Annotated in this window: 23 protein-coding genes; 3 read left to right on the forward strand and 20 right to left on the reverse strand. The window is 39.9% G+C overall.

What is annotated here, in order from left to right; genetic code table 11:
* Positions 1-87: 87 nt before the first annotated feature.
* The 16 genes from GGR42_RS09025 to GGR42_RS09100 form a co-directional block, all read right to left on the reverse strand.
* Positions 88-2346 (reverse strand): xanthine dehydrogenase family protein molybdopterin-binding subunit, encoded by a 2259-nt coding sequence (locus GGR42_RS09025; protein ID WP_167963039.1) that lies wholly within the window; start codon positions 2344-2346, stop codon positions 88-90.
* A gap of 18 nt (positions 2347-2364) precedes the next feature.
* Entirely contained in the window at positions 2365-2820 is a 456-nt protein-coding gene (locus GGR42_RS09030; RefSeq protein ID WP_167963041.1) for a (2Fe-2S)-binding protein, read from the reverse strand.
* A gap of 82 nt (positions 2821-2902) precedes the next feature.
* The gene (locus tag GGR42_RS09035; RefSeq protein ID WP_167963043.1) at positions 2903-5161 is read right to left on the reverse strand and encodes a xanthine dehydrogenase family protein molybdopterin-binding subunit; all 2259 of its coding nucleotides are present in this window, start codon (positions 5159-5161) and stop codon (positions 2903-2905) included.
* 18 nt (positions 5162-5179) lie between these two features.
* Positions 5180-5635 carry a (2Fe-2S)-binding protein gene (locus tag GGR42_RS09040; RefSeq protein ID WP_167963046.1) on the reverse strand — a complete coding sequence of 152 codons (456 nt, stop codon included), beginning with the start codon at positions 5633-5635 and terminating at the stop codon, positions 5180-5182.
* 96 nt (positions 5636-5731) lie between these two features.
* A complete protein-coding gene (locus GGR42_RS09045; protein ID WP_167963048.1) occupies positions 5732-6334 on the reverse strand; it encodes a flavodoxin family protein in 603 nt (200 codons plus the stop codon).
* Between the two features lie 19 nt (positions 6335-6353).
* Entirely contained in the window at positions 6354-7478 is a 1125-nt protein-coding gene (locus tag GGR42_RS09050) for an aldo/keto reductase (RefSeq protein WP_167963050.1), read from the reverse strand.
* 27 nt (positions 7479-7505) lie between these two features.
* The gene (locus tag GGR42_RS09055; protein ID WP_209023943.1) at positions 7506-8408 is read right to left on the reverse strand and encodes an alpha/beta hydrolase; all 903 of its coding nucleotides are present in this window, start codon (positions 8406-8408) and stop codon (positions 7506-7508) included.
* Between the two features lie 41 nt (positions 8409-8449).
* Positions 8450-10606: a pyrroloquinoline quinone-dependent dehydrogenase gene (locus tag GGR42_RS09060; protein WP_167963053.1), complete on the reverse strand. Its 2157-nt coding sequence runs from the start codon at positions 10604-10606 to the stop codon at positions 8450-8452.
* Between the two features lie 45 nt (positions 10607-10651).
* On the reverse strand, positions 10652-12280 hold the full coding sequence (locus GGR42_RS09065; RefSeq protein ID WP_167963055.1) for a carboxylesterase/lipase family protein: 1629 nt from the start codon (positions 12278-12280) through the stop codon (positions 10652-10654).
* Between the two features lie 24 nt (positions 12281-12304).
* The gene (locus GGR42_RS09070; protein ID WP_167963057.1) at positions 12305-12751 is read right to left on the reverse strand and encodes a nuclear transport factor 2 family protein; all 447 of its coding nucleotides are present in this window, start codon (positions 12749-12751) and stop codon (positions 12305-12307) included.
* Positions 12752-12777: 26 nt separating this feature from the next.
* Entirely contained in the window at positions 12778-13230 is a 453-nt protein-coding gene (locus GGR42_RS09075; protein WP_167963059.1) for a nuclear transport factor 2 family protein, read from the reverse strand.
* A gap of 394 nt (positions 13231-13624) precedes the next feature.
* Complete coding sequence (locus GGR42_RS09080; protein ID WP_209023944.1) at positions 13625-14038, reverse strand: cupin domain-containing protein; 414 nt, start codon at positions 14036-14038, stop codon at positions 13625-13627.
* 41 nt (positions 14039-14079) lie between these two features.
* Positions 14080-14901: an alpha/beta fold hydrolase gene (locus tag GGR42_RS09085; RefSeq protein WP_167963061.1), complete on the reverse strand. Its 822-nt coding sequence runs from the start codon at positions 14899-14901 to the stop codon at positions 14080-14082.
* A 24-nt stretch (positions 14902-14925) separates the two neighbouring features.
* Positions 14926-15672: a family 16 glycoside hydrolase gene (locus GGR42_RS09090; protein ID WP_167963063.1), complete on the reverse strand. Its 747-nt coding sequence runs from the start codon at positions 15670-15672 to the stop codon at positions 14926-14928.
* Between the two features lie 87 nt (positions 15673-15759).
* On the reverse strand, positions 15760-16344 hold the full coding sequence (locus GGR42_RS09095) for a Crp/Fnr family transcriptional regulator (protein ID WP_167963065.1): 585 nt from the start codon (positions 16342-16344) through the stop codon (positions 15760-15762).
* Positions 16345-16452: 108 nt separating this feature from the next.
* Complete coding sequence (locus GGR42_RS09100) at positions 16453-17148, reverse strand: dioxygenase family protein (protein ID WP_167963067.1); 696 nt, start codon at positions 17146-17148, stop codon at positions 16453-16455.
* A 465-nt stretch (positions 17149-17613) separates the two neighbouring features.
* Here GGR42_RS09100 and GGR42_RS09105 point away from each other — a divergent pair, with 465 nt between their 5' ends.
* Together GGR42_RS09105 and GGR42_RS09110 are read left to right on the forward strand one after the other, a co-directional pair.
* Positions 17614-18192, forward strand: a complete 579-nt coding sequence (locus GGR42_RS09105) for a Crp/Fnr family transcriptional regulator (RefSeq protein WP_167963069.1) — start codon at positions 17614-17616, stop codon at positions 18190-18192.
* A gap of 75 nt (positions 18193-18267) precedes the next feature.
* Complete coding sequence (locus GGR42_RS09110) at positions 18268-18924, forward strand: hypothetical protein (RefSeq protein WP_167963071.1); 657 nt, start codon at positions 18268-18270, stop codon at positions 18922-18924.
* Between the two features lie 40 nt (positions 18925-18964).
* Here the strand turns inward: GGR42_RS09110 and GGR42_RS09115 are convergent, their stop codons facing one another.
* The 4 genes from GGR42_RS09115 to GGR42_RS09130 all read right to left on the reverse strand — a co-directional run bounded on the left by GGR42_RS09115 (position 18965) and on the right by GGR42_RS09130 (position 22239).
* Complete coding sequence (locus GGR42_RS09115; RefSeq protein WP_167963073.1) at positions 18965-19387, reverse strand: putative quinol monooxygenase; 423 nt, start codon at positions 19385-19387, stop codon at positions 18965-18967.
* Positions 19388-19399: 12 nt separating this feature from the next.
* Entirely contained in the window at positions 19400-20467 is a 1068-nt protein-coding gene (locus GGR42_RS09120; protein ID WP_167963075.1) for an alpha/beta hydrolase, read from the reverse strand.
* Between the two features lie 19 nt (positions 20468-20486).
* Positions 20487-21332 carry an aldo/keto reductase gene (locus GGR42_RS09125; protein ID WP_317169691.1) on the reverse strand — a complete coding sequence of 282 codons (846 nt, stop codon included), beginning with the start codon at positions 21330-21332 and terminating at the stop codon, positions 20487-20489.
* 160 nt (positions 21333-21492) lie between these two features.
* A complete protein-coding gene (locus GGR42_RS09130; protein ID WP_245201420.1) occupies positions 21493-22239 on the reverse strand; it encodes a hypothetical protein in 747 nt (248 codons plus the stop codon).
* A gap of 237 nt (positions 22240-22476) precedes the next feature.
* On the opposite strand from GGR42_RS09130, the gene GGR42_RS09135 reads away from it, so the two are divergent.
* Positions 22477-23388 carry a helix-turn-helix domain-containing protein gene (locus GGR42_RS09135; protein ID WP_167963079.1) on the forward strand — a complete coding sequence of 304 codons (912 nt, stop codon included), beginning with the start codon at positions 22477-22479 and terminating at the stop codon, positions 23386-23388.
* Positions 23389-23396 lie beyond the last annotated feature (8 nt).

Consider the following 23396-nt stretch of genomic DNA (forward strand, 5'->3'; position numbering starts at 1 on the left):
TTCTGAATGACGTTTATTGGTCATTCCTACTTAGCTCAGCACAGATAGCTAAACAGCTTATAAGAGTGAACTATATGTCATAAATTACTAGCCTAGTATTTCTTTCTTGCCTAGGAACGGTTGGTGGTAATGTCTTCTACCAGTTGCTTTGTACAAAGCATTGGCCAAAGCGCCCATAACCGGAGGAAAAGGAGGTTCACCAAGCCCTGTGGGGTCAATTTCGTTTTTAACAAAATGCACTTCAATGTTTTTAGGGGCCTCGTTATGACGAATCATTTTATAAGTGTCAAAATTGGTCTGTTCCGTTCTACCGTCCTTAAAGGTTAGTGAACCGTACATGGCATTGCCAACACCATCTATTATAGCTCCTTCGGCCATATTGGAGGCGGCATCTGGATTTACCACAATACCACAATCAATGGCACATACAACATTATTTACTTTTGGTGTTTCGCCATCCATTACAATATCCAACACATGGGCAGCGTAACTGTTATGACAGAAATAGGCAGAAACACCACGATGTGCACCGGGAGCGGAATTCGCCCAGTTAGATTTTTCACGTGCCAATTTTAGTACACCTGCCAATCGGTCTGGTTCGTAATCGTTGTTTTCCCCAACCGGATTATTTTTTGCCCTTTCCAATAGTTCCAATCTAAAATCAATTGGGTCCTTGTCAGCTGCCTCGGCAACCTCATCCAAAAATGCCTGTTCTACACCAGCCATAAAGTTGGATCGAGGCGCCCTAAAAGCACCAATGGTTATATTGGAATTAATTTCCCATTGTTCTGCTAAATAATTATCAACTGCGCCAGCAGGGAAACGGTTAGCAAATAATGGTGTTTCTGGCACACCACCTGCCTTTACATGAAAAGCAACTAAATTATTATTTTCATCAAGTGCCGCACGATAGGTAGCATGATAGGAGGGTCTGTAAATACCAAAGGTCATATCATCTTCCCTAGTGTAAACCAGTTTTACGGGTGATTTCGCCTGTTTTGAAATTAATGCGGCCTCAATGGCATAATGGGCGTATGCCCTTCTACCAAAACCACCACCCATACGGGTCATTTCTATATCAATTTTTTCTGCCGGCAATCCTAGCCTAGTGGATAGTGTAGTTTCCGCTAAGGCAGGTGCTTGTAAAGGTCCTGCTAAATGTGCATCTGTATCGGTGACATTTGCAAAAAAGTTCATGGGCTCCATACAATTGTGTGCCAAAAAGGGACAACTGTAAGAACGCTCAATGACCTTGGCAGCATTTTTAAATACCGCTTCCGGGTTACCGTCCTTTCTCGCCACAGTACCCGGTTTTGATGCCATTTCAGTCATTTGGGCATAATGGCCATCGGTGCTTTCCAATCCCTTTGGAACTGTCACTTCCACCTCGGTACCAAATCGGTCCATCTTAAAATTATAATCGGTAATAGGTTCCCATTCCGCTTGTAATTGTTTTTTTGCATTCATTACCTCCCAAGTAGATTTTCCAACAATGGCTACCAAGTCTGTAAATGCATTGGTGTCAAAATACCCCCGTGTCATATCATCGGTAAGTGTATTTATTTGAAACACATCCACAATTCCAGGCATGGAACGGACATTGCTATCATCAAAAGATTTTAGTTTTAAACCAAATGCCGGTGGATGTACCGCCATGGCAATCAACGCTCCTTCATATTGATAATCAATGCCAAAAAGTGGTTTGCCCGTAATAATTTTCTGTGTTTCCACATCTTTTTTAGAGTGGCCTATAATGGTAAAATTCTTGACTTCTTTTAAGGTAACTTCTTCTGGAACTTCTAGCTGCGCTGCTGCTGCTGCCATTTCCGCATAGCCAGCAGATTTTCCTGAAGTTTTGTGCGCTAATACGCCTTCAGTCGTTTCAATTTCACCTACCGGAACCTGCCAAGCATTGGCTGCCGCTTGCTTTAACATGTGCCTTGCTGTGGCCCCTGCCATTCGTAAGCCTTCCCAACGGCGACGGATACCCTGACTACCGCCTGTAAACTGCCATCCGTATTTTTCGGCATTGAAGGGTGCTTGTTCCACTAACACATCTTCCCAAATAATATCTAGCTCATCGGCTACGATCATGGGCATGGAGGTCATTACGCCTTGTCCAAATTCTGGGTTGGGACATTGGATAGTGACCAAACCATTATCGCCAATTTTTAAGTATGCATTTATCTCAAACCACTCTTTGGGCATCTCCCTGACCGCAATTTTCTCAACATCCTTGGGTTTGCATGAGTTTAAAATACTAAACCCTAGAACAAGTCCGCCACTAGCCAAACTGGTATTTTTGATAAAAGCGCGTCTTCCTATTTTTGTTTTTATAGAAGCCATTTGTGTGATTTTTTTTGATTAAGATTCAGCTGCTGTTTTAACCGCTGTTTTAATACGGGTATACGTACCACAGCGACAAATATTTCCGTTCATGGCAGTCTCGATTTCGGTGTCAGAAGGATGGGGATTTCTCTTCAACAATGCCGAAGCGGTCATGATTTGTCCCGCTTGGCAATAGCCACATTGTGGCACATCTATTTCCAACCAAGCCTTTTGCACTGGATGGTCACCATTTTCTGAAAGGCCTTCTATAGTGGTGATTTCTTGCTCACCAACGGCCGAAACAGGTAATTGACATGAACGAACCGCATTGTCACCTAAATGAATTGTACAAGCACCACACTGCGCAATGCCACAACCGTATTTGGTGCCAACCAGTTTAATGTGGTCGCGCAGCACCCAAAGCATTGGGGTACTTGGGTCAACGTCTATTTCTTTTGTTTCCCCATTGATTTTTAAATTGAAAGTTGCCATTAGCTAATCTTTTTTTTAATTAAGTAAATGATATTTTTTGATTTTAGTGTTGTGAAAACTCTAAAATATGCGTTTCGTTTTATTAACCCAACACCTGTTTTTCTGTAATAAAGGGTTGATGATAGTGACGCTGGCCTGTAGCCTTATACAAGGCATTTGCCAAAGCCCCCATGATTGGAGGAAAAGGTGGTTCGCCCAAGCCCGTGGGGTCAATGTCATTTTGCACAAAATGGGTTTCGATGGATTTTGGGGCCTCACTATGTCGTATTAAACGATACTTATCGAAATTTTTCTGTTCTGGTGCCCCATCTTTAAAAGTAATTGCACTATACATGGCATGACCAATACCGTCTACAACCCCACCTTCGGCCAAGTTGGTTGCCGCATCCGGGTTTATCACAATACCGCAATCAATGGCAGTAGTGACTTTTTGAACCACAGGTTTATCTTTTTCCATAGCAATATCCAATACTTGGGCCACATAGCTGTCGTGGCAAAAATACGCCGAAACTCCACGGTTCATACCTTGGTTGCCCGACTCCCAATTTGATTTTTCCTTTACCAATTCCAACACTCCGGCATATCTGGCAGCATCATAGTCGTTTCTCTCTCCAACCGGATTTTCTTGAGCTCGTTTTAACAACTCTAATCGAAGTTCAATAGGGTCTTTACCTGCTGCTTCTGCAACTTCGTCCAAGAAAGATTGTTCGGCACCGGCAATAAAATTGGATCTAGGAGCCCTAAAAGCTCCTGTAGTAATATTGGATTCAATCGTCCAATCCTCCGCTAAGTAATTATCCAAGGCCCCTGCCGGAAAGCGGTTGGCAAATAATGGGCTTTCTGGAATTCCCCCAGTCTTTACATGAAGAGCGGTCAAATTATTATCAGCATCCAATGCTGCGCGGTAAGTAGCATAGTATGAAGGTCTATATATTCCTTGAGACATATCATCTTCGCGGCTATAGACTAATTTTACAGGTGCTTTTACCTTTTGCGAAATTGCCGCTACCTCTACCATAAAATGACCATATAACCTTCGTCCAAACCCTCCACCCTGGCGGGTCATCATAATATCGACCTTTTCTATAGGTAGACCTAGACGTTCCGCTATTGCAGGTTCCATCCATTCCGGTGTTTGGGTAGGTCCCAATAATTCTGCATGATCATCAGTTACATTGGCGAAGAAGTTCATGGGCTCCATTGTATTGTGGGCCAAGAAAGGTGCACTATAGCTTCGTTCTATTACTTTGGATGCATTTTTAAATGCCGCCTCAGGATTTCCATCTTTACGCACTACCTTTCCCTTGCGAGCATTCAATTCTTCCATTTTTAAACGGTGGTTGGTTGAATTTTCTAAGCCAGCAGGAAAATTAACCTTCATTTCATTCCCAAACATGGACATGCCTACAGAGACTTCGGGCGCATTTTCCCATTCAACTTTAAGTGCTTTTTTTGCTTGCATCACCTGCCAAGTACTTTCTCCCAATACTACAATCACCTCATTGAAGGCCGTATGATGAAAAGCACTACGCTTAAAATCATCATCGTAAATTTTTAATGAGAATACATCTTTTATGCCAGGCATTTGCTTTGCGGAATCAGCATCAAAAGACTTCAATTGCATACCAAATGCGGGTGGATGTGCCAAAGTAGCGATCAACATACCTTCTCGCTGAACATCAAGTCCAAATAATGGCTGTCCGGTAACTATTTTTCTGCCGTCCACATTTTTTCGAGAAGTTCCTATAATAGAAAACTCCGAACGTTCCTTTAAATCGACTTCTTCGGGTACTGCTATCTGTGATGCTGCAGATGCCATATCGCCGTAACCTGCTGAGTTGCCACTAACCTCATGTGTAAGTTTACCAGCTACCGCGCTGATTTCACCAACTGGAACTTGCCATGCTTTTGCCGCGGCTTCCTTCAACATTTGACGAGCAGTGGCACCAGCCATTCTTAAACTTTGCCAAGAACTACTGATAGATCTACTGCCACCAGCCACTTGCCAGCTATACAAATCAGTGTTCAAGGGCGCCTGCTCCACTAGTACATCTTTCCAGTCAATTTCAAGCTCGTCGGCAACAATCATGGGCATGGATGTTCTCACATTTTGTCCTATTTCAGGATTGGGAGAAAGAATAGTCACCAAACCATTGTCACCGATTTTTAGATAACCATTGATTTCAAACCATTCTTTAGGCATTTCTTGAACCGCCATTTCCGCTACTTGCTTAGGTTTACAAGAATTTAAAAAACTAAACCCTAGAACGAGTCCGCCACTTGCCAAACTGGTATTTTTGATAAAAGCGCGTCTTCCTATTTTTGTTTTTATAGAAGCCATTTGTGTGATTTTTTTTAATTAAGATTCAGCTGCTGTTTTAACCGCTTTTTTAATACGGGTATACGTACCGCAGCGACAAATATTTCCGTTCATGGCAGTCTCGATTTCGGTGTCAGAAGGATGGGGATTTCTCTTCAACAATGCCGAAGCGGTCATGATTTGTCCCGCTTGGCAATAGCCACATTGTGGTACATCTATTTCCAACCAAGCCTTTTGCACAGGATGGTCACCATTTTCTGAAAGGCCTTCTATAGTGGTGATTTCTTGCTCACCAACGGCCGAAACAGGTAATTGACATGAACGAACCGCATTGTCACCTAAATGAATTGTACAAGCACCACACTGCGCAATGCCACAACCGTATTTGGTGCCAACCAGTTTAATGTGATCGCGCAGTACCCAAAGCATTGGGGTACTTGGGTCAACGTCTATTTCTTTTGTTTCCCCGTTGATGTTTAAATTGAAAGTTGCCATGATTTTAATGTTTGATTGAAATTATGAATTTTTTGCTGAATCGAGACCTAAAATTCCAATATTCTCAATCCAAATAATGTTAATTTTTTTATTTTTCTATCTCATAATCAATAGATTGAGTTTTTTAAGCCATTCTTCAATTTTTAATTCCGCTTTCATTGCAATAGTATCTTTAATGACCAAAAAAATACCATCCCTTTCAACACCACCTTTTACAGTAAATCCTTTTAATATATTACTGTTTGGACATAGTTCTTTTACTTTTTTAAAACTACTTCCAACGCCATACCCAGCATTGGTGTTAAAAGGTACTATGGTCTTGTTGGATAGGTTATTGTTATAGAGGAAACTCTTCATTGGCGGGGGCAATTGCATGCCCCATGTAGGGAAACCCAAGAAGATAGTATCGTATTTGGTAATATCTACGTTTGTTTTGAGCGGGGGAAGAAATCCAGATTCGTTTTCTTCGGCCACCTGTTTTACTATAGCCTTGTAATTCTCTGGATAGGGATTTTCTAGCTCCAAGGCCACCAAATCACCACCAACTTTTTGATGTATTATTTCTGCAATGGCTTTGGTATTATTGGTGCGGGATAGATATACGATAAGAATATTGTCCGATTTGGGCTGATGTTCCTTTTCCGCCCCCATTGGGAAGCAAGAGGTAAATAAGACTAAGAATATGGCCAGCTTATTCATAAATATCCAAATTCAAAATTTATTGGTCTATCAAGGCAGTTTCGGGACCTCTCACCCCAATTAAATTTATTTGCTCTAAATCGTTTCTAAATTCTTTCAATTCTGATTTGGTAAAATTAATATTGATGGCTCCCATATTCTCTTTCATATGATGCAATTTTGTGGTGCCTGGAATAGGTACGATAAAAGGTTTTTGGGCCAATAGCCATGCCAATGAAATTTGTGCGGGGGTCGCATTTTTCTTTCGCGCCCATTGTCGAACAAGTACCAGCACATCCATATGGGCTTTGATAGCTTCTGATGTAAAATAAGGAACGGCCGATAGACGGGATTCGCTCGAAAAACGACTGTGTTCATTAAATTTGTCCCCCAGAAACCCACGGCATACGGGCCCCCATGGCACAAAACCGATTCCTAATTCGCCACAGGTATCTATTACTTCATTTTCAAGTACGCGTTGAATCAAGGAATATTCGCTTTGAAGTGCTGCAACCGGTTGCTCGAGATGTGCTTTTCGCAAAGTGGCCGGCGAAACTTCAGATAACCCAAAATGGAGGGCCTTGCCCTCCTTAATCAAATCTTTAACTGTGCCAGCAACATCTTCAATAGGAACATTTGGATCTAAACGATGTAGATAGAGCAAGTCTATACGATCTGTTCTTAATCTTTTCAACATACCTTCTACAGCTTGCCTAATATATGCTGGGTTGCTGTTTCTTCCACCTCTTTGTCCTGAAGTTAAATCGAATCCGAATTTACTTGCTATGACCACCTGTTCCCGAACAGGGGCAAGTGCTTCTCCTACAAGTTCTTCATCTATAAATGGGCCGTACACTTCTGCAGTATCAAAAAAAGTAACCCCTAAATCTACAGCACCACGTATTACAGGAATCATTTCTTTTTTATCCCTTGGCGGATTGTAGCTGCCACTTTTCATACTCATACAGCCTAGTCCAATTGGCGAAACTTCCAATGCGCCCAACATACGTTTACCAGGGCTGGAAGCTGCTTTTGAACCCTCAATTTTTTTAGATGAATTTTTCTCGTGGGCAAAAGTCATAGGGCTTGCCACGAGCCCTGCACCTAAAAGCGCGGATTTTGATATAAAACTCCTTCTATTGACTTGTTTCTTTTCCTCTTTCATGATGTTTTCATTTTATAGGGTAAAAAATTATTGCCCTAAGTGTTTCTGTAAAAAATAAATAACCTTATCTCTGATGTCAGCAACATCGAACATTTCTCCAAAATGGGGGGCATCCTTAACAACAATCAGTTCATTTTCAACGCCATGAACTGTTAACCATGAACTTAAAAGTAGGGATTGTCTTGGCGAAACCAAGTCATCCTTTTCCCCATGAATGATTAAAAAAGGAGGGTCGTTTTCATCCACATAGGTTACAGGGCTAGCAATCTTGGCCAAGTCAGGCCTATGAAGAGGAGGAGCTCCTATCAATAAAGCTTCGGGCGATTTAGCATCATTGGCCCCTGGGAACAATATTAATTCTGCTGGGCCATAAAAATCTACCACTGCCTTAAAGTTGAATGATTCTGTTGAGCCGTTCATAAAAAAATTAGGAACACCATTGTTTTTAGAAAGTCCCATTAATGAAGCTAAATGTCCTCCAGCCGAGAATCCCATTACCGCAATACGGTCAACATCCAAATTATATTTTTCGGCATTGTCTATCAAAAAAGAAACGGCCCTATTGCAATCTTGTATCTGTGCCGGAAAAACAGCTTGGGTGGCAAAACGGTAATCGATTGAAACCAAGGCATATCCTTTAGAAACAATTTCTGCCACTGTTTTTTTCATGTATCCGATATCGGCGTATTTATCATTGACCAACCATCCGCCTCCGTGAACAAAAACAACTACCGGTACCTTGCCGTTTATATTAGGTGGTAAATAAATATCCAACATGTGCTTTTGTAGGGTGTCGTTGTTGTAATTTACATTGCCATGTAATACAGTTCGCTCAGGGAATAGGTTAATTACCCGATTGGTCTGAGAAAATCCCTGCTGAACTATGATAATCCCAAAAAATAAGAAGAGTAAAGGTTTATTAACTTTCAAAATACATTGTTTTTTTAAGTAACTAAAACATTTTACAATTGCTATGGTAATGCAAACGTCATAATCGAACCCGAGGGGTTTTCTTTTGTGCCACCTACCGAAAGTGCAATATATTGTTTACCATCAATCACATAAGAGCACACATTTGCGTTATTGGCCGCAGGCAATTCTTTTTCCCAAACAAGTTCTCCTGTTTTCTTGTCAAAGGCCCATAATTTTTTATCTGCCGCACCACTGATAAATACCAGTCCTCCTGCGGTTACCATGGGACCAGAGCGGCCAAGTAGGCCAGTGTTGGGACCTCCTGGCTCTTGTAGTTTTTCATCGTTCCCCAATGGAATCTGCCAATCATATTCCCCCGTGGAAAGATTCAGGGCATTTAAGGTTGCCCAAGGGGTTTTTAAAGCCGGATTGCCACTAGGGTCGCTCCATGTTCTGTACGGTGTAATGTTCATATACCTTGTAGGTTTTTCTTCATCATCAGCTATTTGTGGAGCATCAATTGTAGCATCCTTCATATTGTATAAAAAGGCAATGATTCCTCTTTCTTCCTGAGCTGTAATCACTCCTTTGTAGCCGGGCATTTTGCCACCTCCTTGCTGTATTTTCTGAAGTGCTTCGCGTTCAGAAAGCTTATCTTTTAAGTCGACCAAAGAAGGTACATCCGCCATCATTCCTTGTTTTTCGATACCATGACAGGCCACACAATGTTTTTCATAGGTAACCCTTCCCAACTCAAAACGGGTATTGTTCTGGGCGGCAAAGTGTTTATCCGCATCCACAATGGTCTGAATTTCGGGAAGATTGTTTCCCCTTATGTACAAATAATCTGTGTTTGGGTCATAGGCAGACCCACCCCAATTGGCACCGCCTCTTGTGGCTGGTAAGGATAATGTTCCCTTTAAATCTGGTGGTGTAAACAACCCTTCATACCTTACCGAACGAAACGTTTTTAATATGGCTTCATGGTCTTCTGGTGAGTAATTATTCAGGTCATCTTCTGTCATAAACTGTTTTACAAAAGGTTTTGGTTTTACAGGAAAAGGCTGGGTTTCAAAAGCTACTTCCCCAGGAAGATTGGATGCAGGTACTTTGCGTTCTTCCACTGGGTAAATAGGTTCTCCTGTATCACGATCCAAGATAAAAACAAAACCTTGCTTGGTCGTTTGGGTGACTGCCTCGATTGTTTTTCCATCTTTTTGAAGGGTCACCAAAGTAGGAGGTGCAGGCAAATCATAATCCCAAATGTCATGATGCACCGCTTGAAAATGCCATTTATAGGCGCCCGTGGTAGCATCCAATGCCAAAACACAGTTTCCGTAAAGGTTAGCACCTATTCTGTCGGCCCCATAAAAATCATAGGAAGGAGACCCCAACGCTAAGTAAACCATACCTCTTTCCGCATCGATACTCATACCTGCCCAGCAATTAACACCACCCGCATATTTGTATGCATCTGGGGGCCATGTCTCATAGCCAGGTTCACCTGGATGGGGAATGGTATGAAAGGTCCAGGCCAATTCTCCAGTTTTTACATTATAGGCACGAACATAACCGGGAGGAGCTCCATAAAAATCGGGTAATCGTGAACCTATAATCACCAGATCCTTAAAAATGCTTCCTGGTGTTGTCAGCGTTACTGAAATTTCTTCCGGATTATCGCGTACCCCAACATTCAAGTTTACTTTTCCGCCTTCTCCAAAAGTGGGAACCAACTCACCAGTTTTTGCATTAATGGCCATTAAATAATTTCCCGCGGAATAGAGGATACGCTTGTCTTCACCATCTTCCCAATACGTAACACCTCTACTGGCAGCACTTGGAGCACCTTCTTCCAAGGCTTTAAATTTCCAAATTTGCTCTCCTGTTTTGGCATTTATGGCATAGACTGATTGTTTTGCTGAATTAGCATACAGTACCCCATCAATTATTATGGGATTACTTTGGCTCGAAATAGGGTCCTCCCCCTGCGGCACATCATCCGTTTGAAAGGTCCAAGCGTTTTGTAGTTGGGCCACATTGGAAACATTTATTTGGTCCAATGGGGAATAGCTTGAAGCTTTGGCATCTGCTTTGTAGGTGGTCCAGGTATTCAATTTTTTTTTGGCTTCCTTGGCACAATTGGTTAATAGCAGCATTGAAATAAGCCCAATATATATGGAGTATTGAATACGCGTATGTACAATTTTTATTTTCATATTTTAATATCGGGAATTTCTTTTCCGTCTTCTGAACAATTCCTGTTAAATCCCACGTGACTGGATTTGCCCTCTTAATTTAATAGCTTTTTTAATTACATCAAGGCGTGCTTTTCTCGGGTCTGGTTTTCCAACTGCATCACCATTTAGTTCAATATCTAAAATCTCACCTCCCTCTTCATTGTAGACTGGCCATTCAGGTAATCCTGCCCCATTAGGATCTCCGGTCTTGGCAAAATTTACCCAATAGGCATTCATGATTTCTGCCACCTTTTTGTCCTCAGGAGTTATCTCAGGATTTCCCCAACGTGCGTCAAGGTTATTAAAAACATAACCCACTTCGGAACCATGGCCGGCACCGTATTTCATTCTTTCTTTCAGAGGTTCCGGTACAAAACCAAAATGGTAAATAAATGTGGGTTCTCCTTGTTCCGCAAAAGCTCTTGCGGCAAAACGACCTGGTTCTCCCCATACCCAATCGGTATTGAATTTTGTAATGACTTCGGCAAATTCTTTGTTGCCTTCAGGGTCATAGGCTACTTTGGCTTCCTCTTTAAAATTACCAAAAAGTGAAAATAGTTCTTCTTTGGTTGTGCTAGCATTAACAAAACTACCACCTATTTCTGCACTGTTGGAACCGATGATTAACGGGATTTTTAATTGTTTTCCCTTGTTGTAGGCACTTTCGGCAGTTTCTATTACTAGTTTGCCGTCCAGGATTGGACCGGAATAAATTCGAGGTCCTCCCTCACCATCCGTTTCTTGTCCACCGTCCACAATTTCTTCCACACTTAGTGCGCGAAGCTTCGCCAAGGCATCGGCACCAGTTCCTTCTATACCATGTTTTTTGGCAAAATTAACACCAATAGTTTCTGCAGAAACAACATAAAAAACATCGGTATTTTCTTCTTTAATTGGCCTACCCGTAAGCACACCATCACGACCACCTCCAGATTCGCTAATGGCTTTATGAAAAAGTCCTTTTGCATCGGGTATTGTCATAAGTGAATGTACCGATACCCCGCCAGCGGAAAAACCAAAGATGGTCACATTATTGGGGTCACCACCAAATGCAGAAACGTTTTTCTGTACCCATTGAAGTGCCGCAATCTGGTCCATGTAGGCATAGCTGCCCTTAGGTTCCTCAGGATGTTCAGTGCTCAAGGCTGGAAATGCAAAATGGCCCAAACGGCCTAAACGATAATTTATAGTGATTAAGATGACGCCTTGCTTTGCGAAATTATTTCCGGCAATTCCCGCCCCGGAACCACTACCGCCAACAAAGCCTCCTCCATGAATCCAAACCATGACCGGTAAATTGGCTTTGGCATCCGCATCCGCAGGTTTCCAAACGTTTAGGTACAGGCAATCTTCCGATGAACCTTCAACTATGGTACCAGGGGCACCACCCCAACCCGATTGGGCACAGTTGGCACCGTACTCGGTCGCATCTAATTCACCTTCCCATGGTTTAACAGGTTGAGGAGGTCTCCAACGAAACTCACCAACTGGAGGGGCAGCGAAGGGAATGCCTTTGAAACTATCTACATCTTCTTCTTGCGCACCACGAATAACACCCAATTCAGTTATGACCCTGGGCGCATCTTCTGTGCCTTCTTGCGCGAATATGGTAACTCCAAGGAGTAACACCAATCCTAAAATATATTTTTTCATTTTTGTTTTTTAAGTTAAGTTGATTTATTCCCTCGTCATTGTTTTGCTAAAGGTTAAATCGGCCAATTTCCACTGTTGATTTTCTTTCACATAGACCTCAGTTACCATAAAGGGATTAGTGACCTCATTAGAGCCTACAACAGCCAAAAGAGTTATTTGGTTCCACAGCATAACAGTATTTTCGTTCAATACTTCGACCATGACTTCTTGTACATCGGCTTTTTTGTAGTGTATGAAACCGCCCCTTATAATTTCTATTTCACGGTCTTTGCCCCATGTACCGCCCATGTGCACAAATTTTGCCTTGTCATGAAAGAGATTCTCAAGCTTATCCGCATCTTTATCGGCCATCCATTGCCATTTTTGGGTAGATAGCTCCCTTATTTCTTTTTCCATATCTCCGGATTGTGCCAATGCAATTTGCGCACTGAAAATCAGCAATAAAAAGCCAAAAGTTATTCTTTTAATCATAATAGAATGTACTTAGTTATATTGAATTAATGGGCAATTTCATGGGTGTCACGGACACTGCTAAAGGTAAGGTCCAATAATTTCCAATCTGTTCCCTCTTTCTTATAAAATTCGGTTACGGTAAACTCATTGGATACATCGTTACCACGAACATGGGCCATAAGCGTAATTCGGTTCCAAAGCACCACTGTGTTTTCATCAAAAATTTCAACTACTACATCGTGTACATCGGCATTTTTATACCAAATGCTTCCAGTTTCAATAATTTCAAGTTCACGGTCTTTTTTCCAAGATCCACTCATGTGTACAAACCTTGATTTGTCATGAAACAAATTGGCCAACTTGTCCACATCCTTATCCGCCATCCATTGCCATTTGGCTTTAGAAAGTTCCTTTATTTCTTTTTCTATGGATGCTTCTTGTGCAAAAGAGGATGCACCAATTAGTACTAGAAAAAGTCCGATTATTATTGTTCTCATTTTGTAATTATTTAATTGTTATAATTTTAAAATACCTTTCCCAAACTTATACAATATAAAAGTCAAACCACTTACCCTATTTACGGATTTACCTACCATTTTTACGGATTAAAGGAACGTAAATGCTTTGTTCACAAAACTTTAACTAAATTATATGAATAAAAAAGGGTTCATGAACATATTCAGGATAGAACTATTGAAGATGTATAGCTAAGAATACATTCCCCCGAGAAATTGTTGGATTCAATTACCTTTGATTCTGGACTTAATCATCCACAGTATTTTACTTGCTTGTTCAAAAAGAGTCTGAGGCAAAGGGTCAATAATTCACACATTTTTGAAGGATTAACAGTAAATTGTGCAATTGGAACTGAACCCAGCCTATTCATTATTCTTATTTGCCCAAAGATAATGGTTGTCCGTCCCCTCCCAAATAAATAACCAGGACAACTACATCTTCTTCACTTTGGTTAATACCACGATGGTATACATTGACTGATTCGGCAAAAGTTTCCCCAGTGGAATATTGTACCGTTTCAAGGTCCTCAAATTCTATAGTGAGCACACCTTCGAAAATATAGGAAAAAACAGGGATGTTATGTTTATGCCAACCTGTAGAACAGCCAGGTGGAAATGTAATTTTTCGAATGGTAACCTTCGCATCAGTAAAATTTGGGTACTTTATTTTTTGACCAATACCATTTATATCCGAAGCAAATAATTCTTCAGTTTTGAGATTATCAGAATATTGGGCTTTGACCCCTATACCAAGTATTGAAGAAAGAAATAAGGAGAACCTTTTTCTCATGGCGTGAACCTGTTTTTTGATTATTCTTTTCAATACCTATATTAGTGAAGAAATGGGGCAATACTCGCCCAAACAGCATCAAAATTTTCCATGAAAACTACATGCCCCGTATTGGGTACAATGGCCAATTGACTATTTGGAATCATTTGATACGCCGCTATGACCGTGGCCAATGGGGCATTCCTGTCAAGTTCCCCTGCCATGACCAAAACAGGACACTTAAGGCTATTGAACAGTTCTTTGCTTGCCGTCATGGAATTATAAAAATGCTCCATATCCTTCCAGAACGCTTCCAGCTTTTGTGGTTCTGGCATTAGCTTTTTCTTTTGTTTCCAAAACTCATTATCTGGATTGAACGGCCCTCCAGTAAAGACTACTTTTCGCAAACCGGAAATCTGTTCCCCTGCACCGATTGCAATAAGTTTTTTGACCCGTTCTGGAAACATGCTCGCTACCTTATAGCCCGTATAGGCACCATCACTAAAACCCAGAATTGTAACACTGTCCCTGGTAATGGCATTGATAACGGCCATGACATCATTGGCCTTTAAATCATAGGTTATGGTTTCCGAACCAATTTCTGATCTGCCATGGCCACGGGTAGCCATGGCAATAACTTTATAACGGGGTTTAAGTTTTTCAATAAAACCTTCCATTTCATCAATATAACCCATGATGCCACCATGCAACAAGACAATCGGTTCTCCTTCGCCATACATTTCATAATAGATTTGCGCATCGCCCGATTGAACATACTGACCGGCAAGGTCATTGTTTCCGTAGGGAATTTTATTGTTTTGCGCCACACTAGACAATGAGAAAAGTAGGGTAAAAACAAGTGGTAATCGAAGGTTATTTTTCATAATTTATTGCCTTAAGCCGTAATGTTAAATGTCATCCGCCTTTATGGTATTGCCTTTAGGCTCTTTGTAGGCGCGTTTGGTCACCTTTAAATCTCTGAAGTATCCAATTGTACCAATATCTACATACAATCCCACGTAACCTTTCTTGTTTTTCCCTAACATTTTATTCACAATAAAGGATGAATATTTCATGTCATTGATAAACACTTCGGCTGTTTCCCCGTTAACTTCAATCCTCATTGTAATCCATTCATTAAGGGTTACAGGAGCCGAACCTTCGTATGTTCCCGCTGGAAAATCATCTCGCAAGGTTTGAAATTTATAATCAGGATATGAGAAATATTGCACCGCATGGTTTCTCGCATACTGGTTATTGATCCTACCTACTTTGGGACGTAAATAAATGGATTCAAAGGCAGAATCATCTTCTTTTATTCTAAAATATACCCCAATAAAACCCGCTGCAGGTGCATACGGGGAAGGGTCTTGAATTTGACTATACATTTTAACCTCTATAGTGCCGTTCTCAAAATCATCTAGGTCAACAAGACGGGCATAATGGGTTTCATCAACAGTTTCTTCCAAGCGATCAGCATCAAAAGGCAATGCCTCTAGATCACGCTCAATTTTCAATACTTTTTTACCCTGAAATTTGATAATGGACCCAGTAACGTTGTGCAGTTCAAATTCCTGCTTTTTAAGCTTAAGGGTCTGACCAATACTGCTGAGTGTCCAAAGACCTAATAGGAAAAGAAGAATGTTATTTTTCATGATTTTGACTTAAAGTTTACAACTACAAAAATCGGAAGGCCATGAACCTTTTACCCTTAAACTAGTTTAAGAAATTAAGCTGATGTGTTATTTACCCAAGATGATTTCCTTGCGAATCATGCTTAGAAACTCAGGCGTAATGCCCAAATAAGATGCAATCTGTGTATTAGGGAGTCTTGAGGCCAAATGCGGGTATTTCTCATAGAAATAACTATAACGTTGCTGTGCCGTTGAACTAATGTTTTGAAAGACCCTATTTTGCAGTTCTACATATTTTTCTTCGGTGATGACTTTAAATATGCGATCCAGTTTGGGAATGTTTATATACAAATGGTACAGGTCTTGTTGGGCAATTTGAATTATTTCGGAGGGTTCTATGGTTTGAATGTTGGATTTGCCAGGCTTGGTATCATGAAAACTGGTAATGTCAGCGATCCAATCATTTTCCGCCGCAAAAAGAATATTATGTTCTTTTCCGGTTGGGTCAATTCCATAAAGGCGCAACACTCCTTTAACCACAAAAGTATAGTGTCTGCATATGTCACCTGTGGTCATTATATATTCACGTCGTTTTAGTTTACGACGCGAAATTCTACTTTCAATCAATGAAATTTCAGCTTCCTCAAAAGGGAGGTAGGTCTCGAAATGTTCAATTAAAGGCTTGGCTTTCATTGCCGAAAAATACGTCTTTTCAATTACACTAACACCTATGAAAATTCAGTAGTCTAAAATAATCACTTGGTTGCTGGGTAATTATCAGTGAATGAAAAAATGAATTTTTTAGGTAGTTACCACAATTGCTTTTTCAAGTATATATCCATCACTTAAGTTACCTGAAACCTTATCTGCCATATTCTGATCTAGACTATTACGGAATATCCCATCCCTAATATTGCTGACATAACCGGCTCCCTGATAATTTTCAGAAGCATATACGCTATCACATATATCTTCGGGGAAGGCAATTTGAGTAACCAATACGGATTTAGCATCCGGAGTTAGAACTTCTAAATGAATATGTGGTGCACGCCCAGGATAATATCCAGGGAAGATACTTATAAAAGATACCCGGCCGTAGACATCCGTAGTCTGTCTCCCCCTTAAAAAATGTTCTTGGGTCAAATCTGTTTGCTGCATCCTAAAACCTCCATATTCGGAGTAATTACCTTGGTTATCACAATGCCATATATCTACCAAAGCATTGTCCAAGGGCTCACATCCAGAATTCTTGTTTAGAATGGTCAGGGTAATTAACAAGGGTACTCCCTTGCGGTCTCCAATAATATTGTCACGCACATAATCCGCAGGAGTTTTGTTCGGAAAAGGGCCTTTGGTCTCACTAGGCGAAACGTTACAATCCTCTAAATTTATATCTTCTTCGTTTTTGTGTTTTTTTCGTGAATTGGCAAAGCCCGTCAATGCAACAACACCTCCTAAACCAATAACACCTTTGATCAAAAAATCTTTTCGCTTCATTTTAATTGTGCTTTACTTGATAATCGAGATTTTAATGCTCCAACGCTTGCGTCGAAATCAAACATGAATATATTTATAATGCCTCGTGGGCTTACCCTGGGGTAGTTTACTTCTCGGGAATAGTTTACTAACTTAACTCTTCTTGAGTACATTATTAAAACATTTAGCACCGATTAAACATGTAGTAGGTAGTAGTAGTTAGACTTTGAATTTAAAAAAAGGTTTAGCCTCAGACTTAAGTTGTAATCTGCATTCACTTAAAAAAGTCTTAAGTCAAAAAGAGAAAAGTAAACAATCTTTAAAGGAAGCATTGGTTTTAACAATGTCCGCAATCATTTCTTAAGACACTAAAAATTCATTTCCATGAATTTCTCCTTTATCGTATTCATATTGATTATTTTTAAATCGATTACTTAATCAACCGTTTATGTGGCTTTATTAATATTTTTTATTTAAAATCAGCTTATGAAGGATAAATACGAAAAATTATATGACTATCTACAGCGCAAAACCCAACTGGAAAAAGATGTCTTTCTTAACTATTGCCATTATTTTAAGCCCAAGACACTTAAACGGAATGAAATACTTCTTCATCAAAATACAGTCTGCACCTTCAATATTTTTGTAAACAAAGGATGTCTTAGGTTCTATTCCCATAGTGAAGAAGGAAAAGAATTAACACGATATTTCGCCTTCGAAAATAAATTTGGCACCTCTTTGACAAGTCTTATAAGCCAAGCGCCTTCCAACGAGAATATCCAAGCGATAGAGAAATCAGAAGTACTTATCATTTCTAGAAATGATTTCTACCATCTTGTTAAAACGATTCCTGAAATAAACTTTGCTTACAGGGATATTCTTGAAATGGCATATATCACCACCACCAAACGAATCTATAATTTTCAAGGAGAAAGTGCACTGGATAGATTGAGGTGGTTAATGAGAAATCAACCCTTGATTCTTACACGATTATCCAATAAAATGGTAGCCTCCTATTTGGGAATAACTCCATATACCTTAAGTAGGTTAAAAACGGAACTCTAATTATTCAAAGTGTTGCCCTAGAGCAATACTTTTACAAGGTAGGCCAACTAATTTTGTGTCATATAAAGTTTACGTATGGATTGGCCGAAGTTTAAAAGATTTGTTTTCGTTTTATTTTTTTTGGTTTTAGGTAAAGCGTTGGCGCAAAAGCCAGAACCACCTATACCCGTAGAAGCTTTTTTTGGTAATGAAGCCTTGTATTTTCAGCTGGTGGTCAAGAAAAAATTCACCCCTAACAGTCGGTTTAATTTCTTTACGGTAGCCACCTACACCGCCGATTATGAAAATAACAGAGAGGAAAACAGCATTGTAATGCCTGTTCAGGTGAGTTATGATATCGGGAAAGGCTTCGGACTAATGGCAGGTACGGACATCAACAGTATCTCTGGATTTTCTGCCCTTGTTGGACCTCAATTCAACTATGCATCAAAGGATTGGCTTATTGTAAATGTTGCGTCTTTTTTTCTAAATGAAGACCAAGACTTTAAACTTTTTGGTCTTTACGAATATAAGCCCGCTTTCAATGAAAATTTGGGACTTTATACCCGGCTACAATATGTTTATAATCAAAGTTGGAAGCTTGGCACCAACAATCAACGCTATCTTTATTTAAGGGCAGGTCTTAAAAGAAAACAATTCATTTTTGGTCTTGCCGCCAATTTGGAGCAGTCGGGTCCTTTTAAAGAAAAAGGAGCTAATTACGGCCTTTTTGTACGATGGGAGTTTAGATAAAAGTACTATAAATTTCCAAATCTGATATTTAACAAAATAGTTATAACTTCTTAAAAATCATCGACATAGATTCCGCATCAATAGCTTCCATATCAATCAGTTTTAAGTCCTTGACCATTTCTGCGGTGGTTGTTTTGTACTTTTTAAAATGTGGGGTTTTTAAATGTGATTCGTAGGCCGATTTGTTGGCATAAATTTCCAAAAGTCTTATTTGTGCCGGGTTTTCCTTTTGGAACATAGGATAAATACAAATTACCCCTGGCTCTAAACGTAAAGATGCTTCTGCCTCTTCTTTTAGTATGGTAAGGTACTCGTCGATGGAATTTGGATCAATCTCCAATTCTGCAATGCGAACCATTACTTCATCTTCGCCAGAATAACTTTTCTCATACTTACTTTCTTGACCAACACAATTCAATGATATTGCGAAAAACAATAATACTCCTATTTTTTGAAAATTCATTTTACTGCTTTCTTAATCCAATTCTTTTTCCTTTAACCAATCCGACATGAGGTCGGCCACTTTGACATTGTTCAAGTCGGAAAACGGAAAATGGGTATTGCCCTTGATTCCTACTTCGGGTAAATGCACCACGGTTACGTCCCCGCCATGTTTGTTAACCACATCGCGCCACTTTCTTGCCATTTCAAGACGTACACGCCATCCGTCTGTTCCGGGATTGGGGTCGTATTCCTTGGGAATAAAATCCCCATAGTATATTACAATCGGGATTTTGGTCAATTTTAGAAATTCTTTTTTCGCAACTCCCACTGCACGCAAAGCACCTGCAGAGCTTTCAATTGGTTCGGGCACTTCCCCTTCGGGAAATGGGAACCCGGATCCGGGTTCGTAAGAGACAATAGCTTTTACTTTTTCATTTTTCATAGCTGTGGCCCAACCAAATCCACCGGAATGGGAATGCGTCACTAGAACTCCATCACCAATTTTATCGAAAAGTTGTGATGCGGCATCTGTAATAACTTCTGTATCAAATCCACCGATATTGGGTGTTATTTGCCTGAAATACTGATTCAGCGTTTCCTCGTCTTGGGCAAACTGTACGCCAGGAAAATAATCTGGCCAAACGCCTACGCGAAAAATGTTGAACCAAAATTGCTCATCAGGATTCGGCACTATGGTAGCTTCAGCCATACTTTTTCCTGCTCTACCACGTCTGGGTTGGTCCATGATATAGGTGCTGAAACCACGTCTTAGAAAAATATTTTGATAGCCCTCACGTCCGTCGGGAGTGGTTTCCCAAGTTTTAGAAAACTGGCCAATACCATGCCACATGACCAAGGGATGTTTACGGGCATTAATAGGAATCTGATAAAAAATGTAGGCGTGGTCACCATGAAAGGTTTGCCCTTCGGGACCCCGTTTAATGGCGTCAAAAGTACCCGGATTGCTTTTTACTGTACCGCCCACGGCAAAACTGCCTTGGTCTTGAATGACCATTGGCTCTTTTTGGGCCTGTATAAACGATACAGTGGTCATCCCTATAATAAATACCTTAAAAATGTTTAGCTTACCTATTTTCATTGATTTAGTATTAAATTATTTATAGGATACGTTTCCCCAACCACTTAACCATGGCTGGGTCTCTATGGTCAAAAAAGCTGCTGGTTTTAGCATCTAGTTTTTGGATAGTTTCTATATCCTCTGGAGAAAGTTCAAAATCAAAAATGTTGAAATTCTCTTTCATACGTTCTTTTCTAACCGTTTTTGGAATGGCTACCACACCACGCTGGGTAAGCCATCTCAAGACTACCTGAGCAACCGTTTTGTTATGTTTTTCACCAATCTTGGCCAATAATGCATTTTTAAAAAGGTCATTTTTGCCTTCAGCAAAAGGTGCCCATGATTCTATCTGGATATTATTTTCTTTAAGAAAGTCTTGGTTTTCAATTTGTTGTTGAAAAGGATGGGTCTCTATTTGGTTCACGGCGGGTGTTATTTCATTATGGATTATAAGGTCCATCACTCTGTCCGGATGAAAATTACTGACTCCAATAGCCCTGATTTTACCCTTTTTATAGAATTCTTCCATAGCTCTCCAAGATCCATACACATCGCCATAGGGTTGGTGTATGAGATAAAGGTCCAAATAATCAAGTTGCAGTTTATCCAAAGATTCCTGAAATGCCTTTTTAGTGCCAACATACCCGTTGGACTGAATCCAAAGTTTTGTAGTAATAAATAACTCTTCTCTAGAAACACCACTCCTTTGAATAGCCTTGCCAACAGCTTCTTCATTTCCGTAGGATGCCGCGGTGTCTATTGAGCGGTAGCCAACGTCAATGGCATCGATTACACATTGTTCGCATACAGCCAAGTCATCAACCTGAAAAACCCCAAATCCTAGAATTGGCATTTTTACACCATTATTTATGGTAACTGTTTTTATTTGCATTCATTCAAATATTACATAGTAAATGTACTATTCTTAAATTTGAAAAAAATTACCATGATTACGGTTTCACCTACCAATATCACCGTTTCCAACTTAATTTTTATACGTCCTACCGTTATGGCTTCTTATTTAGAGAAACATAAACGTAGCTAAACTATAGTTTCATTTTTGGCTTGCGGACCTTACGATTGCCACCAAAAGCATAGTTCAATGAAACATTCCATATAAAATCATCTTCAGGTACAATTTCTGTATCGATCGCTTTGTTTAAAATGGAAGAAATGGAAAGTGGAAACCCTTTTTTTGCCAACGTGATAAAAGCTACCGCATAATAGCCTTCATCGTCATCCAGGGTAAGATAGTACACTTGTGGTGAAATATTAAAATAGAGTGTCTCTGAAATAAACAGATTTGTAAAGGAGGAATTAAGTACTAAGAAATTCGTCTGTTTTACTCCATCATCAAAACCTTTGCCTCTTAAATAATAAGCCCCAACACTTACCTTATCAGAAATTTTATAATTGGGTACAATCTCGGCGGCAAGATACCTTCGTGCTTCAATAAGATCTTCAGTTTGCCCATTTCTTATAATATTTACAGTTCTAAAATTCATGGCAGGATGTGCCCCAACACGGAGTGAAAATCGCTCTTTTTGAACAGCTTTATACCTAAACCAAAATAGAAAGGACCATGGTTTTCCCTCTAGCGCGAATCGCATATCAGGCTCAAAGCTGAACTTACCCTTGGTCATTTTAAGATCAAAAATGGCCGCAGGGTCTCCCAATGAAAAGGAGGGAACCAGGGAGATCCCGTTATGGGTAATTGAGGCTGTACCGCGAAAATCATCAAGGAAAGGTTTTTTTTCTTGTTCTTGGCCATTTATGCAAATGGTAAAGCTCAAAATTGAGATAAACAGAAAAAATCTAAAAAAAACTGAAAAGGTATTAAATTCTGGTTTTTTAGTTGAAAATTGCATCAAGATACTGTACTTTAAATTCATTCGGCCAAAAGTATTCTTTAATGGTAGCGCTGGTATAACCCAAATTACAGATGTTCATACCTAGATTACAGATTTTTAAACTAAGATTTGATTTGCTGATTACCAATGACTTATATTTAACAAGAAATTAGTGGTTCTATGAAGAATGTATACAACATAAATACCGTACGAGATTATCTTGCCTTGCGAAATCAAGAGGTCTTGCACCCTTTGGTTGGGGTAGTCGATTTTAATGAAGTGGATGAATCGGGCAAGGTTATTTCTGGGTATGATGCCCTTAGTTTTAATTGTTATGCCGTTTTCTTAAAAGATTCCATAGGTTGTAAATTAAAATATGGGGGAAAGGATTACGATTATGATGAGGGCACGTTGGTTTTTGTTGGTCCTAAACAGGTCGTTGGCCTTACCTATAATGAACCCAATTACAGGCCAAAAGGCTATGCGCTTCTTTTTCATCCAGATTTGTTGATAGGTACCGAGTTAGGTAGGAAAATAAGTAACTATAATTTCTTCTCATATGCTACGAAGGAAGCATTGCATTTGTCGGCAAAAGAACGCAAGTTGGTATTGAGTTTAATTGACAAGGTGCAATATGAACTAGGGCAGAACTTAGATAAGCACAGTAAAAAATTAATAGTGTCAAGTCTAGAACTTTTATTGGACTATTGTACACGTTTTTACGATCGCCAATTCCTTACCAGGGAAGTTGAAAATAAGGGCGCACTTGACAAGTTTGATAAGCTATTGATAGAATATTTTGCATCGGACAAGCCTCAAAAATTCGGCACGCCATCAGTGGGTCACTTTGCAGAGCAGTTGCATCTATCCTCAAACTATTTTGGAGATTTGGTAAAAAAAGAAACGGGAAGATCGGCCCAAGAATATATCCAGGACAAACTCATAGAAGTTGCCAAGAACAAGGTTTTTGACCCAAATAAATCCGTTAGTGAAATAGCCTATGAATTAGGGTTTAAATATCCGCAGCACTTTAGCCGTTTATTTAAGCAGAAAGTAGGGCATTCTCCTAATGAATTCAGAATGATGAATTGAATTTCCCA

It is taken from the genome of Saonia flava, assembly GCF_011927795.1.
In the GTDB taxonomy this organism is placed as follows: domain Bacteria; phylum Bacteroidota; class Bacteroidia; order Flavobacteriales; family Flavobacteriaceae; genus Saonia; species Saonia flava.

Coding starts and splice junctions, on each gene's coding strand:
- GGR42_RS09025 (WP_167963039.1), bottom strand. CDS start 2,346: ATGGCTTCTATAAAAACAAAAATAGGAAGACGCGCTTTTATCAAAAAT.
- GGR42_RS09120 (WP_167963075.1), bottom strand. CDS start 20,467: ATGAAAATAGGTAAGCTAAACATTTTTAAGGTATTTATTATAGGGATG.
- GGR42_RS09115 (WP_167963073.1), bottom strand. CDS start 19,387: ATGAATTTTCAAAAAATAGGAGTATTATTGTTTTTCGCAATATCATTG.
- GGR42_RS09100 (WP_167963067.1), bottom strand. CDS start 17,148: ATGAAGCGAAAAGATTTTTTGATCAAAGGTGTTATTGGTTTAGGAGGT.
- GGR42_RS09075 (WP_167963059.1), bottom strand. CDS start 13,230: ATGAGAACAATAATAATCGGACTTTTTCTAGTACTAATTGGTGCATCC.
- GGR42_RS09085 (WP_167963061.1), bottom strand. CDS start 14,901: ATGAAAAATAACCTTCGATTACCACTTGTTTTTACCCTACTTTTCTCA.
- GGR42_RS09065 (WP_167963055.1), bottom strand. CDS start 12,280: ATGAAAAAATATATTTTAGGATTGGTGTTACTCCTTGGAGTTACCATA.
- GGR42_RS09070 (WP_167963057.1), bottom strand. CDS start 12,751: ATGATTAAAAGAATAACTTTTGGCTTTTTATTGCTGATTTTCAGTGCG.
- GGR42_RS09045 (WP_167963048.1), bottom strand. CDS start 6,334: ATGAATAAGCTGGCCATATTCTTAGTCTTATTTACCTCTTGCTTCCCA.
- GGR42_RS09090 (WP_167963063.1), bottom strand. CDS start 15,672: ATGAAAAATAACATTCTTCTTTTCCTATTAGGTCTTTGGACACTCAGC.
- GGR42_RS09080 (WP_209023944.1), bottom strand. CDS start 14,038: ATGAGAAAAAGGTTCTCCTTATTTCTTTCTTCAATACTTGGTATAGGG.
- GGR42_RS09050 (WP_167963050.1), bottom strand. CDS start 7,478: ATGAAAGAGGAAAAGAAACAAGTCAATAGAAGGAGTTTTATATCAAAA.
- GGR42_RS09060 (WP_167963053.1), bottom strand. CDS start 10,606: ATGAAAATAAAAATTGTACATACGCGTATTCAATACTCCATATATATT.
- GGR42_RS09095 (WP_167963065.1), bottom strand. CDS start 16,344: ATGAAAGCCAAGCCTTTAATTGAACATTTCGAGACCTACCTCCCTTTT.
- GGR42_RS09110 (WP_167963071.1), top strand. CDS start 18,268: ATGGATTGGCCGAAGTTTAAAAGATTTGTTTTCGTTTTATTTTTTTTG.
- GGR42_RS09035 (WP_167963043.1), bottom strand. CDS start 5,161: ATGGCTTCTATAAAAACAAAAATAGGAAGACGCGCTTTTATCAAAAAT.
- GGR42_RS09030 (WP_167963041.1), bottom strand. CDS start 2,820: ATGGCAACTTTCAATTTAAAAATCAATGGGGAAACAAAAGAAATAGAC.
- GGR42_RS09040 (WP_167963046.1), bottom strand. CDS start 5,635: ATGGCAACTTTCAATTTAAACATCAACGGGGAAACAAAAGAAATAGAC.
- GGR42_RS09105 (WP_167963069.1), top strand. CDS start 17,614: ATGAAGGATAAATACGAAAAATTATATGACTATCTACAGCGCAAAACC.
- GGR42_RS09135 (WP_167963079.1), top strand. CDS start 22,477: ATGAAGAATGTATACAACATAAATACCGTACGAGATTATCTTGCCTTG.